The sequence below is a fragment of the Streptomyces sp. NPDC002825 genome, assembly GCF_040295385.1.
GTDB lineage: Bacteria > Actinomycetota > Actinomycetes > Streptomycetales > Streptomycetaceae > Streptomyces.
Genome location: NZ_JBEOVH010000021.1, coordinates 85,166 through 102,532 on the forward strand (window position 1 = coordinate 85,166; position 17,367 = coordinate 102,532).

General features: G+C 69.3%; 14 protein-coding genes and 4 pseudogenes. 5 read left to right on the forward strand and 13 right to left on the reverse strand.

Annotated features, from left to right (window positions below):
• Positions 1–78 precede the first annotated feature (78 nt).
• Complete coding sequence (locus tag ABT041_RS24955; protein ID WP_351187975.1) at positions 79–573, forward strand: DUF3237 domain-containing protein; 495 nt, start codon at positions 79–81, stop codon at positions 571–573.
• 217 nt (positions 574–790) lie between these two features.
• Here the strand turns inward: ABT041_RS24955 and ABT041_RS24960 are convergent, their stop codons facing one another.
• The 3 genes from ABT041_RS24960 to ABT041_RS24970 form a co-directional block, all read right to left on the reverse strand.
• Positions 791–2,635 carry an NAD-binding protein gene (locus tag ABT041_RS24960; RefSeq protein WP_351187977.1) on the reverse strand — a complete coding sequence of 615 codons (1,845 nt, stop codon included), beginning with the start codon at positions 2,633–2,635 and terminating at the stop codon, positions 791–793.
• A 454-nt stretch (positions 2,636–3,089) separates the two neighbouring features.
• The gene (locus ABT041_RS24965) at positions 3,090–4,520 is read right to left on the reverse strand and encodes a flotillin family protein (protein WP_351187979.1); all 1,431 of its coding nucleotides are present in this window, start codon (positions 4,518–4,520) and stop codon (positions 3,090–3,092) included.
• Between the two features lie 53 nt (positions 4,521–4,573).
• On the reverse strand, positions 4,574–5,080 hold the full coding sequence (locus ABT041_RS24970) for an NfeD C-terminal domain-containing protein (protein ID WP_351187981.1): 507 nt from the start codon (positions 5,078–5,080) through the stop codon (positions 4,574–4,576).
• Positions 5,081–5,440: 360 nt separating this feature from the next.
• Between ABT041_RS24970 and ABT041_RS24975 the strand changes: the two genes are divergently transcribed.
• Together ABT041_RS24975 and ABT041_RS24980 are read left to right on the forward strand one after the other, a co-directional pair.
• Positions 5,441–5,908, forward strand: a complete 468-nt coding sequence (locus ABT041_RS24975) for a CBS domain-containing protein (protein WP_351187983.1) — start codon at positions 5,441–5,443, stop codon at positions 5,906–5,908.
• A complete protein-coding gene (locus ABT041_RS24980; RefSeq protein ID WP_351187985.1) occupies positions 5,905–7,203 on the forward strand; it encodes an ArsB/NhaD family transporter in 1,299 nt (432 codons plus the stop codon). The genes ABT041_RS24975 and ABT041_RS24980 overlap by 4 nt, the downstream gene beginning before the upstream one ends.
• Before the next feature lie 340 nt (positions 7,204–7,543).
• On the opposite strand, the gene ABT041_RS24985 is transcribed toward ABT041_RS24980, so the two are convergent.
• Both ABT041_RS24985 and ABT041_RS24990 read right to left on the reverse strand, forming a co-directional pair.
• Positions 7,544–7,909 (reverse strand): hypothetical protein, encoded by a 366-nt coding sequence (locus ABT041_RS24985; protein ID WP_351187987.1) that lies wholly within the window; start codon positions 7,907–7,909, stop codon positions 7,544–7,546.
• A 151-nt stretch (positions 7,910–8,060) separates the two neighbouring features.
• Positions 8,061–10,271: a hypothetical protein gene (locus ABT041_RS24990; RefSeq protein ID WP_351187989.1), complete on the reverse strand. Its 2,211-nt coding sequence runs from the start codon at positions 10,269–10,271 to the stop codon at positions 8,061–8,063.
• 246 nt (positions 10,272–10,517) lie between these two features.
• Here ABT041_RS24990 and ABT041_RS24995 point away from each other — a divergent pair, with 246 nt between their 5' ends.
• Both ABT041_RS24995 and ABT041_RS25000 read left to right on the forward strand, forming a co-directional pair.
• Entirely contained in the window at positions 10,518–10,724 is a 207-nt protein-coding gene (locus tag ABT041_RS24995; RefSeq protein WP_351187991.1) for a hypothetical protein, read from the forward strand.
• Position 10,725: 1 nt separating this feature from the next.
• Entirely contained in the window at positions 10,726–10,968 is a 243-nt protein-coding gene (locus ABT041_RS25000) for a recombinase family protein (protein WP_351187993.1), read from the forward strand.
• Between the two features lie 95 nt (positions 10,969–11,063).
• On the opposite strand, the gene ABT041_RS25005 is transcribed toward ABT041_RS25000, so the two are convergent.
• The 8 genes and pseudogenes from ABT041_RS25005 to ABT041_RS39110 all read right to left on the reverse strand — a co-directional run.
• Positions 11,064–11,240 (reverse strand): hypothetical protein, encoded by a 177-nt coding sequence (locus tag ABT041_RS25005; protein WP_351187995.1) that lies wholly within the window; start codon positions 11,238–11,240, stop codon positions 11,064–11,066.
• Between the two features lie 90 nt (positions 11,241–11,330).
• Positions 11,331–12,725: a carbohydrate-binding protein gene (locus ABT041_RS25010; RefSeq protein ID WP_351187997.1), complete on the reverse strand. Its 1,395-nt coding sequence runs from the start codon at positions 12,723–12,725 to the stop codon at positions 11,331–11,333.
• Between the two features lie 243 nt (positions 12,726–12,968).
• Positions 12,969–13,445 (reverse strand): fibronectin type III domain-containing protein, encoded by a 477-nt coding sequence (locus ABT041_RS39100; protein ID WP_502976589.1) that lies wholly within the window; start codon positions 13,443–13,445, stop codon positions 12,969–12,971.
• Positions 13,428–14,210: pseudogene (locus ABT041_RS25025) on the reverse strand (Tat pathway signal sequence domain protein); the annotation flags it as partial. The pseudogene ABT041_RS25025 and the gene ABT041_RS39100, both read right to left, overlap by 18 nt.
• A gap of 76 nt (positions 14,211–14,286) precedes the next feature.
• A pseudogene (locus ABT041_RS25035) lies at positions 14,287–14,742 on the reverse strand (fibronectin type III domain-containing protein); the annotation flags it as partial.
• A gap of 42 nt (positions 14,743–14,784) precedes the next feature.
• Positions 14,785–15,168: pseudogene (locus ABT041_RS25040) on the reverse strand (cysteine/serine endopeptidase inhibitor); the annotation flags it as partial.
• Positions 15,169–15,387: 219 nt separating this feature from the next.
• Positions 15,388–16,479: a chitosanase gene (locus ABT041_RS39105; protein WP_502976590.1), complete on the reverse strand. Its 1,092-nt coding sequence runs from the start codon at positions 16,477–16,479 to the stop codon at positions 15,388–15,390.
• Positions 16,480–16,593: 114 nt separating this feature from the next.
• Positions 16,594–17,031 (reverse strand): annotated as a pseudogene (locus ABT041_RS39110) (discoidin domain-containing protein); the annotation flags it as partial.
• Positions 17,032–17,367: the final 336 nt, after the last annotated feature.

The following is a 17,367-nucleotide window of genomic DNA, read 5'->3' on the forward strand; positions in this document are numbered from 1 at the left end:
CGCCGTTGACCACTTTGGGAGTGGCTTGCCTAGGATCTGCCGTACCGCCACGCCAGCCCCGCAGCCTTACGGAGTGCCGTGATCGCCCCAGAGTCGCAGACTGTCGTCGGGCCGGGTTTCACCCCCGCCCTCGACTTCGCCTTCGAGGTCCGTGCCTTCCTCGCCCCCTCACTGCGCATCGGGCACGGTGCCGGCGAAGTCACCGAGTACGTCCCCATCACCGGCGGCACTGTCGATGGCCCCCGCCTGCGCGGCACTGTCCTGGCCGGCGGCGGCGACTGGTGCGACCGACGCGGCGGGGTCTACCAGCTCGACGCCCGATACCTCCTTCAAGCCGATGACGGTGCGGTCATCGACATCACCAACCGCGGTTACTACCACGAGGACGACCCCACGGCCCCCGCCCAGTACGACGGCGCCCTGCAGGTTTCCGAGGCGGGTGTGTACTACAGAACCTCCCCCGTCTTCCGCACCGCCGCCCCCGCCCATCTCTGGCTCGCCCGCACCGTCTTCATCGGCCTCGCCCGCGGCGACGACTCCGAAGTCGCCATCCGCTTCTACTCCGTGACCTGACCGCCGTCACGACAAGCCGCGAGGGAAAGCCTCCCGGGCCCTCACCCCCAGCACCACCTCCACCAGGCGGCCGACGAGGCTCTGCCACGGTGTCTCGTCCTGGTGTTCCCCTTCTTCGGCCCCCTGCGGAAGGCTCCGGAGGCGAATCGGTGCGGGCGCCGGCCGCACGCTGATGGGCGCGCGCACGAAGGTGCAGTGTGCGTGCGGTCGTGTGCCCTCAGGAGTCGTGGCTTGCGGGGTGCCTGGCCAGCAGGTTCGCGAGCCCCTGACGGGTGGCGGCGATGACGACGCGGTCTTCGGCTCGCAGGACGTGGCCGGGGTGGAGGTCCCACAGGAGGGACTGGTGCTCGGCGTCGTGGCCCGTGTTGGCGAGGTCGGGGGAGCGGGCTTCGGGGCGTGCGGTGTCGAGAGCGAGGACGCGCCAGGCGCCCGCGCGGAAGGCTTCGGTGACGGTGCGGCCTTCGAGCTGGGGGTGGCCCGCGACGGGGAGGGCGGCGAAGAGCAGGACCTTGCGCTCGACGGAGATGGCGCCGAGGATCTGGCGGCCCATCATGGCGCCCGCGAAGGCGGGGGCGGCCAGGTGGGAGACGCTGCGGCTGCGGGTGACCGCCTGGGGGTGTGCGGAGCGCAGGGTGCGGTAGACGGCGGTGGCGAAGTCGTCGTCGTACAGGCGGAGCGCCACCCGGAGGTCGCTCTTGAGTGCGCGGGCGGCGAGGGTGGCCTCCAGGTTGGTGGTGTCGGAGCTGGTCAGGGCGAGGAGGGCGGCGGCGCGGTGGACACGTGCCGCGTTCAGGACGCCGTCCTCGGTGACGTCGCCGAGGACCACGGGCACGCCCAGGTCGCGGGCCAGGGCGATGCCGCGGGCGTCGGGGTCCTGCTCGACGCAGACGACGGGGATGTCGAGTTCACGCAGCCGGGCAAGGACACGGGCCCCGACCTTGCCCAGACCGAGCAGCACGATGTGCCCGGAGATCACGCGGGGCGGTCGGCGCAGGGCACCGGCGGTGCGGAAGGTGCCGAGTGCTTCGAAGGCGCCGGCCACGAGCAGCGGGAGCAGGGCGAGGCCGACGAGACCCGAGAGGAGTTGCAGTACCTGGCGGGTGGTCGACTCGTCGACGGCGGGATCGTTGATGGAGAACAGGTCGAGCAGGGTCAGGTAGGCGGCGTGCGCCACGTGCTCGCCGGTGAGCACCGTGGTGGCCACCGTGAGGGCGAGAACGGCCGCGACGATGCCGGCGAGGGCCCAGCGCAACCGGGCGGAGAAGACCTGCCCGAGCGGGGCGCCGCGCCGGGCGAGCTGTCGGGGAGGCAGGGCCGGCCCTTCGCGGCGTACCGCTTCCAGGACGACGGTGCCGCGGGCGGTGGATCCGCGTACCGTCCGGTCGTCGGGCAGGAGGTCCGGGGCCGGCGCTCCGGCGTTGTCCGAGCCCTCGAAGCCCGCCGGGTCGGCCGCGGTGGACGAGAGGAGGGCGAGGGTGCACAGGCCCGGGTCCGGCACCTGGCCCCTGCCGGGTGCGGGACGTTCGGCGGCGCGCAGCAGCAGGCCGTCGGCCTGTACGACCTTGGTGGTGTCGGCGATCGCGGTGGCCACAAGGGCCGGCGCTGCGGTGTCGGCGTCGGAGAGCACGGTCGTGGAGGCGTCCAGGGCGGCGCGGTCCATGCCGGGGACGGCCACCAGAGCCGCCTGGTCGAGGAGTTCCTCCAGGTGCTGGCCCAGCTTGCGGTTGTACATGCGGACGACGAGCCGGATGCCGGGGCTGAGCCGGCGGGCGGCGAGCGCCGCACGGAGGTTGGTCTCGTCGTCCTCGTACACCAGCGCCAGTGCGGAAGCACGTCCCACCTCCGCACGGAGCAGGGCCTCGGTCGTGGGAGCTGGAGCCGTCACCACCCGTACGGGCACGACCGCCGCGCCGCTCAGGGTGTCGTTGTCCGCCATGCCCGTGTCGGCCGCCTGCTCGTCTGCGCGTTCGGCGGGTACGACGAGGACGACCCGCTGGCGGTAGACCTCCCGCAGCTCGACGGCGAGCCGGTGTGCCAGCCCGTCGTCGCCGCAGACCACCATGTGTCCCCGAGGCAGCCGACTGCTCCCTCCCTGGCTCGGCACCGAGATCATGCATCCCCCTGTTGAGTGCGGTCGACTGATCCCCCTGCCAGAGGAACGTCACGTACTCCCGTCCTGAGCGCTGTGGTCCTGCTTCCCGCGGCGACCGATCACAAGCGACGTGGCCAGAAGCGCTGTCCAGGCCATGGCCAGGACACCGGCGGCGATCCGCAGCCACAGTGGTGATCCACTGCTCGCCGCCGTCCAGCCCCACACCAGGACGCACACGCATCTCCATGTTCGGCTGTCCATGAAGGCGCGCTTCGTGTTCGATGAGGACACCGGTCCTCCCTTCTGACTCCCCGGCACGGGCAGCTCGTCCCGCTCGTCGGCAAGGAACGCCCCATGGAAAGGACGAGTCGGGGGTGCCTGAATCTTGAGGCCCGTTCCCCTCTCGCCTTCCCGGGGCCGTGTCCTAGTCGGCGATCTCGACCAGGGTGCTCGGAGCCGCCGGAGCCACGCCGGTTTCAGGTGCCGGCTTCTTGCTGGTGATGCCCTGGAGGAGGGCGGCGAGGTCGACGCCGGTGGCGGAGGAGAGCAGTTCCATGCCCTGGGCCACGTTGTCCGTGACCGTACGGGTCAACTGGCCCGCCCCGTCGGTGGAGATGACGGTCATCTTGTCCACGGCCGCCAGCGGCTCGGCGGCCTTGGCGACGACCTGCGGCAGCACCTCGACCAGCATCTGCAGGACGGCTGCGTCGCCGTACTGGCCGAAGGCGTCGGCCTTCTTCCGCATGGCCTCGGCCTCCGCCGAGCCCTTGGCGCCGATGGCGGCGGCCTGGGCCTCGCCCTCGATCCGTACCGCGTCGGCGAGCGCGGCGCGCTGGGCCTTTCCGCCCTCACCGGTCAGCCGGGCACGCTCGGCCTCGGCCTCGGCCTCCTTCACCAGGGCGATACGCCGGGCCTCGGCCTCCTGCTCGGCCCGGTAGCGCGCGGCGTCGGCGGGCTTGCGGACCTGGGTGTCGAGCTGGCGGTCGGTCAGCGCGGCCTGGCGGGCGGCGACCTTCTCCTGCTCGGTGAGGATGTCCTGCTGGCGGGCGGCCTCGGCCATCGGACCGGCGGCGTTCGCCTGGGCGGCGGCCTCGTCGGTCTGCGCCTTGATCTCGGCCTGCTTCAGGTAGAGCGTCCGCTGGGCGACGGCGATCTCCTCCTCGGCCTTCAGCCGCGCCTGCTCGGCTGCCCGGCGGGCAACGGCCTCGGCGATGTCGGCCTCCTGCCTGGCGCGGGCGGCCTCGGGACGGCCCAGGTCCTCCAGGTAGGAGCCTTCCGTGGTGATGTCCTGGATCTGGAAGGCGTCGAGCACCAGGCCCTGCCCGGACAGGCTCGCCTCCGCCTCCTCCGCGACCTGGCCGGCGAACGCCGCCCGGTCGCGGATGATGTCCTCCACCGACATCCGCCCCACGATCGAGCGCAGCGCTCCCGACAGCACCTCCTGGGTGAAGCCGACGATGCCGTCCTGCTGCATCAGGAAGCGCTGGGCGGCGGCCCGGATGGAGTCCTCGGTGCCGCCGACCTTGACGATCGCGACGCCCTCCAGGTTCGCCTTCACCCCGCGCAGGGTGACCGCGCCCCGTACTGCGACGGGGATGTGCCGGCTGGACAGGTCGAGGCTGAACTTCTGCTGCACGAACGGCACGACGAAGACGCCGCCACCGACGACGACCTTCTGACCGCTGTTGTCGGTGTACTCCCGCCCGGTGGTCGGATCGGTGGTCTTCTTGCCGCGTCGGCCGGTGATGATGAACGCCTCGCTCGGGCCTGCGACTTTGTAGCGTGTGATGACGACGAGGCCGAGCAGGACGACCAGGGCGACGATGCCCAGCACGGACACCAGTACAGGGCTCATGGGAACCCCTTTCGATCAGAAGTGAACTGTGAAGAACTGCCGACGGCGCGCGGTCAGCGTTCGACCGGCCGGACGCTGACGGACGTCGGCGAGAGAACGGAATCGACCCACACCTCGGTGCCGCGGCCGACTGCGGACGCCGACTTCGCGGCGTACTTCACCGGCTGACCCGCGAGATACAGCAGCACCTCGCCGTACCCGTCGGCCGGGATCGCCGTGACCACCGACCCCGGTGTCCCGGTCAGGTCCTCGCCCCTCGGTGCGGGCGCGCCGGTGTCGCGCATGAGCACCCGGCTGAACCGCCAGGCCGCCCATCCCACGACTGCCCCCGTGACCACGCCCGCACCGGTGGCGACCCCCGCCCCCGTACCGGTGGTCCCGAGCACGATCGCCCCCGTGAAACCGAGAGCCGATACGAACCCGGCGATCACCGGCAACGACAGAAACCCGTCCAGCCCCTCGCCGAACCCGTCGAGGACCCCCTCCAACACCCCGTCGAAGACCAGGGACAGGACCAGCAGCACCAGACCGGCGATGCCCAGACCGAGAAACCAGCCCATCCGCAACACCTCGTCTCGCGCGCTCTTTCCGCCGTCGCGGGGATGGTTCCACGGGATGGCACGCATGTTCATTGCCGGTTCCCGGCAGTCTTTATGCGTTCTTGATGCCGAACAGCACGGCGATGGAGCTGTTCAACCTGGCCTGGGCGAACGAGTCGGCCACGGGGCTGATCTGCTGGTGGCCAACCAGCGTCCTGCCGACGTGTGATCCCGGCGGCCGCGGTTCCCGCACGATGCCATCAGGGACTCGTCAAGAAACCGTAAGAGACCTATAAAGTTGCCGGTGGTGTGCCGGGAAGTCTGGTCGGCGAGTCCTTTCGCGTTCCCGTTTTCAGACGAACCCCGGTCAGGAGCCGCGCCATGTCCGCCCGTGATCTCGCCGAGCCGTATCCGCACGTCACGACCGACGCCGCCGCCGTGGACGCCGTGCGGCTGCTGGCCGAGCGCAACCTGCCCGCACTTCTGGTGCTCGACGCCGACGGGGTTCCGTACGCGGCCGTGCCCGGTTCCCAGGTGGTGGGTCAGCTGGTCCCCGAGTACGTGATGGAGGACCCCTTGCTGGCCCCTGTGATCGACGATCAGCACGCCGAAACGGTCGTCGAGGACCTGATGGGCAAGACGGTGGCCGAGTGGCTCCCCGCCCGTACCTTCAAGCCGCCGTACGTCGGCCCGGACGCCGGCACGATGGAGATCGCGGCCGCCATGGCCCGTACCCACGTCCCCCTCGTGGCGGTCGTCGAGCGAGACGGGAAGACGAGCCGTCTCCTCGGGGTCGTCTCGGCGGCGGGCCTGATGCGGCACCTGCTCGCTGCGGGCGGTCAGGCGTGAGCGACTGGCAGAGCTGGGCGTCGGTCGCCGTCTTCGCGGGCGTCTACGTCCTGATCATCACCGAGTGGGTGCACCGGGTTGCCGCGGCCCTGGGCGGCGCGGGGCTGATGCTGGCCATCGGCGCCACCGACGACGTCTCCGCGTTCCACTCGGAGGAGACCGGCATCGACTGGAACGTCATCTTCCTGCTCATGGGCATGATGATGATCGTCGGCGTGCTCAAGCGGACCGGGCTCTTCGAGTACCTGGCGATCTGGTCGGTGAAGAAGGCCAGGGCAAAACCGTTTCGAGTGATGGCGATGCTGGTCGTCATCACCGCCGTGGCGTCCGCGCTGCTCGACAACGTCACGACCGTGCTGCTGGTGGCCCCCGTGACGCTCCTGGTGTGCGACCGGCTGAAGCTGCCGGCCATGCCGTTCCTGCTCGCCGAGGTCTTCGCCTCCAACATCGGCGGCACCGCCACGCTCGTCGGCGACCCGCCCAACATCATCATCGCCAGCCGGGCCGGCCTGACCTTCAACGACTTCCTCGTCCACCTCGCGCCGCTGTGCGTGGTCCTGATAGCCGTCCTGGTGCTGCTCTGCCGGGTGATGTTCGCGAAGTACTTCGTCTACGACGAGAAGCGCGCCGAAGAGGTCATGGCGCTGCGCGAGCGCGAGGCCATCACCGACCCCCGCCTCCTCGCCCTGGGGCTGGGCGTCCTCGCCCTGGTCGTCGCCGGTTTCGTCCTGCACCCCGCCCTGCACTACGAGCCCAGCGTGGTGGCCCTCCTCGGCGCCGGTCTTCTGGTGGCCGTCTCGAAGGTCGAGACGGGCGAGGTGCTCGGCGAGGTCGAGTGGCCCACCCTGGCGTTCTTCGCCGGCCTGTTCGTCATGGTCGGGGCCCTCATCGAGACCGGAGTCATCGGCGAGCTGGCGAAGGCACTCGCGGACGCCATCGGCGGCGCCGAACTCGGCGGATCCATGCTGCTGCTCGGCGGCTCGGCCGTCCTGTCCGCGATCGTCGACAACATCCCGTACGTCGCCACGATGGCGCCGATCACGAGCCGGCTCGTCACCGACATGGGCGGGGACCCCGACCACGTCATGTGGTGGGCCCTGGCCCTCGGCGCCGACCTCGGCGGCAACGCCACCGCCATCGGCGCGTCCGCCAACGTCGTCGTCCTCGGCATCGCCGAACGCAACCGCCAGCCCATCTCCTTCTGGCAGTTCACCAAGTACGGCCTCGTCGTCACCGCCGCCACGGTCGCCGTGTCCGCGCTCTACCTCTGGCTGCGCTACTTCGCCCTGGCCTGAGACGACCTGCGTTCCCGCACCGCCCCTGGATCGGAGTTGTCGAGATGCCCGGCCAGTTGAAGGAGGTCGGCTCGGTCGCCGCGTGGGGGGCCGGGTTGACGTGGGCGGTGGCATCGGCGACTCCGGGGCAGGCGGAAGCTCCTGCCGACCAGACTTCCCGGCGCACCTGTACCGAGGCTACGGGCCCGCGGCCAGGGGGCGAGTCGTACACCGTGCTGAAGACAACCTCCTCATTGCCGGGGTCCGGCACTGAAGAGGACCCGTACGCCTCCGGCACGGCAGAAACCTCTGGGCGGCAGCCGAGAGCTGCCACCCAGAGGGGGCGGAGGGAGCTCGGACCTTAAGGTTTCGATCCTTCCAACCTCAGAGATGCCTCGAAAGGCAGGGACTGTGTATAGGTGTGCTCGCCGGACTTGTACGTGAAGGTGGCGCCGGTGATGTTCTCGGTGATGTCCTCCGTGATCTCCACCTTGACTACGTAGTAGACATCCGATTCGGTCCCGGGCTCGATCGATATCGCTCGGGTCGCGTGATTCTCGAGCGTGTCGAGGTCCGGCATGCCGGGCGACCCGACCCGGGAGATGAGCGCAACCCCCTCGGTGTCGTTCCTGTCGTACGCGCCGTATCCGAGAATCTTGATTCCCTCGGGTGCGTGGTCCACTTCCGCCGCCGTCACCTGGATTCTTTCAGGCGACTTGTTGTACATCAGCGGCAGGGCGATGTTCCATTTCTGGCCGACCCTGGCGAGATCGTTTCCGATGACGCCTGATGACTGCGTTCCTTCTCCCAGTGCGTCACCGGAAGTCCCCTGGGGGCTCGTGCAGGCGAGGAGGGAGAAGAGCAGAAGGGTGAGGGCGCTACCACGAGAAGAACAGGCCCGGATTCCCCGAGACGCGGTCATTCTGCCCCCAAATATCGTGTCGGCCGGCCTTTTTGCCAGCGGTGATCCGCTGCTTGTGGTCGCGGTCGTATGTCGTGGCTGCGCCGAGGCTGACACCGAAGACCGAGGCGGCCCCGTTCCACTTCACGCTCTTGCCCCTGGAGAGCTGGAAGTAGCTTCCCGGCTCGACGTACGCGCGGTGGCTCTTCGGCGAGGCGTTGAACTTGCTGTAGCCGTCCTTGTAGCGGACGTCCGCGCCCATCTTGCCGACCGCGCCTCCTGCCGGGACGCTGTAGCGGCCCGCGATGATCTTCTGGTAGGAGCTCCTCGCGATTCCTCCGCAGTAGTACGTGTACTTGTACTTCGTGTACTCGATCGGGATCTGGTACTGGCGGGCGAAGTTCGGACCCTGGTTGGTGTATCCGGTGGTCTGCCCGACGCTGCTGCCCAGGGAGACTCCGCCGCTGGCCTTCCAGGTGCTGCCGGTGCTCACCGCGACGTCGACGGTCGTCGACAGCTTGCTGTCGTAGTCGACGGTGGCGTAGGCATCCCAGCTGGCGTGACCTTCACCGACCGTGGTGTAGGCGATGCGACTGGAGAGAGCGGTGCGCAGCGTTTCGCACGTGCCGGAGCTGTACGGGGTCACGGCCTGGCCGCTGACGTCGGTCCCGTTGACGACGTACGGGGTGTAGCTGCTCTCCAGCGCACGGTTGTCCGCCTGCCAGGTCGGGGCGGTCGACGCCGCGCCGATGGAGCTCGCGTCCTGCTCGGCGGCGTACGTGGTGGCTTCCTGCGCGGCCGTGGGTTGAGCGAACGTGGTGTCCGGGGCGGCCGCGGGGATCATGGCCGTGGTGTGCTGCTCACCACTCGCCTCGGCCGCGAACGCCGTCGGCCGGGCTGTCGCGGGATCCTCGATCGCGGCCACGGTGTGGTCCAGGCCGATCATGGGAACGCCCGAGCTGGTCGTTCCGGCGACGGTGGCGCTGACGTTGAGTGCTCCACCGTTGTCGGCCGCCACTGCGGCCACGTCCGCGGGCAGCTCTTCGGGAAGGGTGAGGGACCAGCTGCCGTCTGCTGCCGTGGTCGTTGTTCCCAGGACCGGGGGCTTCTGGGAGCCGGGGTGTTCCGCGGCGACGTCCGATGCCTCGACGAGGACGTTCATCCCGGCTGCGGGCCGGCCGTCGCCGAGCGTGAAGACACCTCGGACCACTCGCGGACCGACGGGCCCGGGGGCCGGGTCGGGGTCGGGTTCGACGGGGGCGGGAGGCAGGTCCGAGTCATCCGCAGGGGTGCCGACGACCGGTTTCGCCTCCGAGGCGGGGGCCAGGCAGGTGGCCGTGTCACTGAGTACGTCGCCGAAGAGACCGGACATCACGCTCGGGTTCGCGGACACGAGGGTGTCGGTGCCGGTGTATCCCCTGACGAGACCGGAGTAGTCCGCGCTCGCGGTGGCCGTGTAGACGGTTCCGGCGCCGGGGCTCCACCCCTGGACCGCGTCGTCGAGTCCGGTGGCGACGACCGTCGGTGCGTTGAACGCCGATCCGAACCGGGCCATCGTGTACTTCCTGATGGTTCCCGCGTCCAGCGTGTAGGTTGCACCGCCCGCGGACCACACGTCCTGCGCGGCACGGATCTCCTTCACCCTGGGGTCGCTCGGACCTGGGAATCCGGGGGCCGGAGCAAACGTCTTCTGTCCGTTGGGCATGACATGGCCGCCTTCGAAATAGGCTTCGAAGGCTCCCTGGTTGTCGATCGTCAAGATATAAGGCCCGGAGGCCCATATCTTCTCGAAGCTGAGCCAGGGGATTCCGGTATCGGCGAAGGTGTCCACCGGTTCGAGGAGTGGTCCGCCCTCGGCTGTCGCATCCCGGAAGGACTTCACGCCGTCCCTGCCGAAGACGTAGAACTTTCCGCCCCTCGTGGCGACGATCCTGGAGGTCCAGGGCACTTTGGCGGTGAAGTCGGTGGAGACCAGTGGTGCGTTCGCCCCGCCACCCCTCGGGTCGAAGTCCACGTACTTCCGCAGCGTCTTGTCGGTGTAGGCATCTGCTTTGGTGTTTCCCGGCCGGCGCTCCAGTACGTACGTGTTCGACGTGTTGGGGCAGGTCTCGGCAGCGGATGCCGTTGTCGGGCTCGCGAGCACCGGGACCGCCAGTGCGCCGGACAGCAGAGCGATGACGGACGCCATGGTCGAGTAGCGTCTTGCGTCTGCCCTGCGGACAGGACTGTTCATGTTTCCCCCCTGGGAATTCCGGGCCCCGCTCGGGAACCGGAAGATCGCGATAGTAGGCACGCGCCAGTGGCATATGCCAAAGGCGCATGCCGAGTCCGTCATCTTCCCGGCTGGTGAGGCGAGCCGCCGTGGGCCCTGGCCACCACCCGCCCGAACAGCCGAAACGGCCCGCCGGCGAAACCGGCGGACCGCCATAGGAACGTGCACGAGCTCACCGGCGACCTGCCGCTGGACCCTGTCGGTGCAGTGGGGCTCGTGGTCGGAGGCGGGCATGAGCGCCCGGAGGAGTTCCGGGACGGTTCTCCCGAGGAGCTGGCGGGGAAGTCCCCGGAGGAACTGGTCGACCTCTACCTGCGCCGCAGCAAGAAGTGGGAGACCCTCAAGCAGCGCGCGCGACCTGCGCCGTGAGATGGACCGGCAGGGGCTCACCGTCCGCAAGGTCTGGTTGGAGCGGAGGAGCGCTTCCAAGCAGCACGTGCGGCGCGAGAAGCTCGCAGGCGCGATGGCCGCCGTCATGGACGGCGAGATCAAGACGCTCGCGGTCTGGAAGGCGGACCGCTTCGACCGGCGGGGCATGGCTGCCATAGGCACGGCCCTGGACGAGTTCGACCGCCGGCAGGCACGGCTCTTTCCTCGCCCGGGGCATCGTTGACGAGGGCGTGCAGGTGCTCGGTAAACACCGACGAGGTGGAGGCGCCGTACCGGACCTGAGCCCGGCACAGCGCCGTTGAAGGGGGTGCAGAATCGTCAGGGAACCCGGTAGTTCCCGGAGGCGACGATCCTCGACTGGAGCTGAACGCAGCCGCCGTAGTACAGCGAAAAGTTGATCGCTGTGCTGGCGAGCTTGGTCCACAGGGCGTCCAGCCACGCCTGGGATCCGGGATCGGCGAGCGCGCTCACGGCGGACGGCACGGTGAACGCCATGTCGGGTCCGGTGCCGCAGGAGAATCCGTGCAGGCGGTGCGCCAGGACAGGGTGGCTCTGTTCAGGGGGCCTTTCGTGGCAGCCCCTTTCTCAGCCCGTGTACTGGACGAAGACCTTGAGGTAGTCGTACTGCTGCTGCGACACACCGCTGCAGGAGTCCCCGTCGGTCCCGGTGGTGCACGGCCGGTCGCGGTTGACGGACCAGTAGGTGAGACGGGCGATGTGGTGCTGCTGGGCGTAGGCGAGCATCGTCTGGAAGTCGGCGACGCGGACCAGTTCACCGGCCACGTCGGTCTTGCCGTTCATCGACGACAGTCCGATGTGCGCGTAGGTGGTGGCGTCGCTGTAGCCGTACGCGGACTGGACGCGGGCCTTGAGGCCTTCCATCGCCTGCACGGTCAGCGCGCCCATGTTGGTGCTGCCGCCGCCGAAGTCGAACGGCATGATGCACCAGACGTCGTTGGCCAGGCCGGAGTTGGCCGCCCGGTTGATCATGTCGACGCCGGTGGAGTCCGGGCCGGTGGACGCGGTGCCGAAGGTGATGATGGTCTTGATGCCGGGGTTGTTGGTCTTTATGATCTTCAAGGCGTCGACCACACGCTGGCGGACCGTGGCGCCGGCCCACTCCGTGTTCTCGATGTCGATGTCGATGACCTTCAGGCCGTATGCGTTGATGACCTTCTGGTAGGCGCCCGCGAGCGCCGAGGCGCTGGCGCACTTCTCGCCGAGCTTCGCGCCACTCCATCCGCCGATGGACACGATGATGTCACCGCCGGCCGACCGGATCGCGTTGATCTTCGCCTGGTCGTCCCCGCCGGTAAGCGGACGGGAGCCGTCCCAAGCCGGGTTGCAGGTGCCGTCGGAGAGGATGAAGGCGAGGGTGAACCACTTGACACCGGTCGCGGACATCACGGTGGTGGGGCTCTGCGGATTGCCCCAGCCGAAGTACTCGTAGGGCGCCACCGCCATGCCCGGCGGGAGGGCCGTCGTAGCGGGGGTGAGCTTGTCGAGGTTGGGGCCGCCGTTCACTGTGGTCGCGGTGGCGCGGACCTTGTTGCTGCCCGCATTCAGGGTGACGGTCGCCGTCCTGGTCGCCCAGGTGTCCCAGTTCGCGGTGGGCGCGAAGGAGACGTTCGATGCCACGACCGCGCCGTTGACGGAGATGTTCATCGGGCGGTCGGCGGTGGAGCCGTTGGCGTAGCGGAAGGTCAGGGTCGCGGTGCCGGTGGTGGCGGCGTCGACCGTGAACTCCACGTACGAACCGGTGACGTTGGTGTAGTCCACGAACCCGGTGCCTGTGTAGCCGGTGTGGTTCGTCGCCACCGTGCCCTGCGAGATCGTCGCGTTCTCCGCCTGGTAGTCGGTGGCGGTCGTGGCGGCACGGGACGATGGGGTTGCGATGAACAGCAGGGACAGCAGCAGACCGAACAGGGCGGTGAGGGTCAGGCCGGGGCGTGGACGGTGCAGGTGAAGGGGTCTGCGCACGGGTCTACCTCCTGGAGGGCGGTTCGGGGTGTGGTGCGAGGTGAGGGCTGTTGGCGTGTCGGGAACGTCTCGCAACGTGCGACAGGCCTTCCTGGGCTTGGCTTTGAAGGGCGCGGAGGTGGGGGCAGCGGGCTACCGGATGACGCTCCGGCAGGTGAGAGCTGCCTATGGGTAAGGAGGGGCGGGTGAGGAGTCGGTGTTGCCGCTACGCCTGGCGGCGCGAGGCGGCAACGCGGGGTTGTGTCAGCAGGTGCCGTCGTCGCGCCAGACGGCCCAGGAGGCGGGGTCGTTGGGGACCGCGCCGGTGGAGTAGTAGGTGGCGGTGTACGTGTGGCCCGCGTACGAGACCACGTCACCCGGTACGTACGGCGTGGTGGAGGACCACGCCGTGGGGCAGGTCCCTCCGCCGGCCGCGCTGGTCGTCACCGGCAGACTGCTGGAGGCGGCGGACACGTTGCCGGCGGCGTCACGGGCCTTGACCGTGAAGGAGTAACTCGTGCTCGCGGACAGCCCGCTCACCGTCGCGGTGGTCCCGCTCACGGTGCTGACCTTGGTGCCGTCGCGGTATACGTCGTAACCGGTGACGCCGATGTCGTCGGAGGATGCGTTCCAGGCCAGCGAGACGCTGGAGGCGGTGGTGCCGGTCGAGCGCAGACCGTCCGGGACCGTGGGCGCCTGGGCGTCGCCCGGGGTGCCGGCGGTGAGCTCGTACGCGCGCATGTTGCGCAGCAGCAGGTAGGTGTCGCGCAGGGAGCCGGAGGTGTCGCCGAGGGAGCGGTAGATGCCCCACTTGGGGCGGACCCGGTCGTCGAGGAAGGTGTCGACGCCGGTCTTGGTCGCGTCGACGATCGTGGTCCCGGCGCTCTTGACGACCCAGCGGACGGAGCCCGCCGTGCCGTCGCCGATCTTCATCTCGTACTCGATGTCGATCCACTTGTTCTGGAGGGGCTCCAGGTTGGTCCGGCCGACCAGGACGTCCCCGGCGATGACCTTGTGCTCGATGGTCTGCACGCCGTTGACCCGGCGCAGCGAGGTGACCGTGATCGGGGAGCTGCCGGTACCGGGCTGTTTGGTCTGCATGATGTGCGTGAACGTGGTCGTGGCCATCAGCGAGCTGGGGATGTACATCGAGTACGTGACCCGCCAGGTCTCCCCGAGATTCCACTGGAGGTAGGAGGAGGACGAGGTCCGGTTGCCGGTGACCTCGTGGCGCTGCCGGTCGGTGGAGGTGTCCCGGTCGACCATGTGCATGTCAAACCGGTAGGCGTCGCCCGCCACGTTGATGTGCGGCCCGAAACTCGTGTGCGAGTCGGCGCGGTCGTCCTCCAGGGTCTCGAAGGCGCCGAGACCCTGGACCGTCGGATCGGGTGCCCAGCGCAGCGTCCAGGTCGGAGCCGCCTCGGCGGGGGCGGCGGGCGCGCCCAGGCCGAGCAGGCCCAGGCCGAGTGCGGCCGCGAGAACCGCCAACTTACTTCTGCGTTTCATGTGTCCGTCCTTTCGTGAGGCTGTCAGGTGCAGGTGATATTGCTGGGAGGGAGGAGGTATCTGGGGCGGGGGTTGGTCAGCAGGTGCCGTCGTCGCGCCAGACGGCCCAGGAGGCGGGGTCGTTGGGGACCGCGCCGGTGGAGTAGTAGGTGGCGGTGTACGTGTGGCCCGCGTACGAGACCACGTCACCCGGCACGTATGACTGGGCGGAGGACCACGCCGTGGGACAGGTCCCTCCACCGCCGCTGTCGGCGCTGGTCGTCACCGACACGCTGTTGGAGGCGGCGGAGACGTTGCCGACGGCGTCATGAGCCTTGACCGTGAAGCTGTAGCCCGTGCTCGCGGACAGCCCGCTCACTGTCGCGGTGGTCCCGCTCACGGTGCTGACCTTGGTGCCGTCGCGGTAGACGTCGTAACCGGTGACGCCGACGTTGTCGGAGGACGCGTTCCAGGCCAGGGACGCACTGGAGGACGTCCTGCCCGGGGAGTACAGGCCGCCGGGTGCGCTGGGCGCCTGCGTGTCAGTCCCGCCGCTTGTGTGGACGAACTTCCAGGTGATCCCGTTGACCACGCCGACATCGAGGGGAGCGAGCTTCTGGAAGGCCGACTTGCTCAGGTCGATGTGCTCGGCGGGGCAGCCGGGGCACTTGTCCTTGACCGGCACGGTGATCGTCCGGCCGTTGTAGGTGACCTGGACGGAGATGCCGGTGCACAGCGGGTCCGAGTTGGGGTCGGCGGTGGTCCACCACGCGTATGACACGGCGACCAGGTCCTCGGCGGCGGCGTTGATCTGCGTGCCGCACGCGCCGTAGCCCGTGTCGTCGTACCAGGTCATCTTGCCCGTCCGGGATTCACCGATCGGGACCGCGGAGGCCGGCCCGATGCCGGACACGAACAGGAGCATGGCGCCGATCGCCGGGGTGACCCAGCGCAGCGTGTGTTGTCGTGCGAGACGCAACTTGTTCTCCTCAGGCAGGGGGAGATCTCGTCATCCCGGTTTCGGGGATGACGACACATCAGGGAGAGGAGCGGCCGTCCGCCGGCAACGTGCCCTGGAAGAGAGGGAAGCGTGCCGGGTCCGTGCCACCCGGGCCGTCCGAGGGGGACGGGCGGCCCGGGTGGCCGTGACGGCCCGGGTGGGGAGGGCGCCCCGGGCGGACAGGAGGACGCGTTGCTGTCAGGAGGTGATGGAGTAGGAGTCCCCGTAGACGCTCCAGTACAGCGGGGTGTTGAGGTGGAGGTTGCCCTCGTCGAGGAACCTGCGCTGCGCGGTGCTGACCCGTGTGGTGTCGCTGTGCGCCTCCTCCTTGCGCATCTCCGCCTCCCGCTCGTCGAGGAAGGCGTGCAGGAACGTGACCTCGTCGCCGCCCTGGGACGGCGGCTTCACCCGGGAGACGGCCCGCGAGCGGATCGCGCGGAAGCCCTCCTCGCCGTGCATGACGGCGGCGTCGTAGTAGGCGAACTGACCCAACGCCTTCAGGCCGTCCGTCTTGGCCTGGCCGACGGCCGGGTTGAAGTAGACCCGGTCGCGCTCCTCCTCCTGCGTCTGGGTGAAGACGGAGTCCTGGGCGGCGGTGCGCCAGGCGTTCTCGAAGGACGTGCCCAACCCGTCATGCGAATCGGTGCCGTTGACCTCGCGAAGCGCCGGGAGGTAGGGCGCCAGCGGGTTGCTCGGCTTCTTCTGCGTGTAGCGCTCGACGAGGTCGAGCATGTCGCCGGTGCCGGAGCAGAAACCGATGATGCCGGCGGTGTAGCCGCGGCCGTCGCCGATGTCCTCGATGTAGGCGAACTGGGCGCGCCAGTCGAGGGAGGAGTTCTCGAAGGAGGACACCAGTTTCATGGCGTTCTCCTTCTTGTACGGGTCGTCGAGGTTCGCGCTGCTCGATGGCGGTGGCGTGGTGGGGCTGGGGCTCGTGGTCGAGCGGCTGCCGTACGCCTCGACCTCGTAGAGCGAGTAGCCGTACGCCGTCCCGCGCTGAGTGCCGTACACGCGCAGGTAACGCCCGGAGCCGCTGACGGTGATGTCGTCGGTGCCGCCGTCACCGCTGGTCGTGCTGTGGACCTGGCGCCAGGTGGAGCCGTCGTCGGACAGCTCGACGCGGTAGGACTTGGCGTACGCCGCCTCCCACTTGAGCACGACCCGGCCGACGGTCTGTATGCCGCCCATGTCGACGCGGATCCACTGCGGGTCGACCCCTTCGACGCTGGCCCAGCGGGTGCTGGTCGAGCCGTCGACGGCCTTGCCGCCCTCGAAGCCGGCACCCTCCACGGAGGAGACCGACGTCGGCCGCCCCGCAAGGAGGTTCGTCGTGCTGTCCGGCGGCGTGGTGGGGCTGGGGCTCGTGGCCGACCCGCCGTAGACCTCGACCTCGAAGAGGGAGTAGCCGTACGCGGTCGCGCGCTGGGTGCCGAAGACGCGCAGGTAGCGCCCGGAGCCACTGACGGCGAGGTCGTCGCTGCCGCCGTCGCCGGTTGTGGTGCTGTAGACCTGTCGCCAGGTGGAGGCGTCGTCGGACAGTTCGACGCGGTAGGACTTGGCGTACGCCGCCTCCCACTTGAGCACGACCCGGCCGACGTCGGTCACCGAGCCCAGGTCGATCTGGATCCACTGGTTGTCGACGCCTTCGAGGCTGGCCCAGCGGGTGGAGGCGGAACCGTCGACGGCCTTTGCGGGCTCGAAGCCGGCGCCCTCCACGGAGGAGGCCGTGACGGTCTTGCCGAGGGCGAGGTTCGTACCGGCGGCGGACGCGGGCGTGAGCCCGACGAAGCCGGCGACCAGACCACCGGTGAGGACGGTCGCGGTGATCGCCTGCCAGAGCATGGGGTTTCTACGCAAGGCTGTGCCCTTTCCGTTCAGGAAGCAGTCCAGAGGAGGGGAAGGGGGGCAACGGCGCGGCGGGACGCCCGTACGGCGCCGCACGGGGACGGTTGCGGGAACTCCCGGCTCGGTCCGAGCCGGTGACGCTGCGTATAGAGAGTTAGGAAAGTTTCCTAACAGGCTGACCGGTGAGACAGTAGGGCTGCCGTCGCGCAGGACGCAACCCCTACTGGCCGGTAAGACAGTAGGGTTGCCGTCGTGGAGCACACAACTGCCCTACTCTGAAAGGAAGTTGGTGCGGCCAATCATGGGCTTGCGGCGCGACGTTGGTCCGCTGGC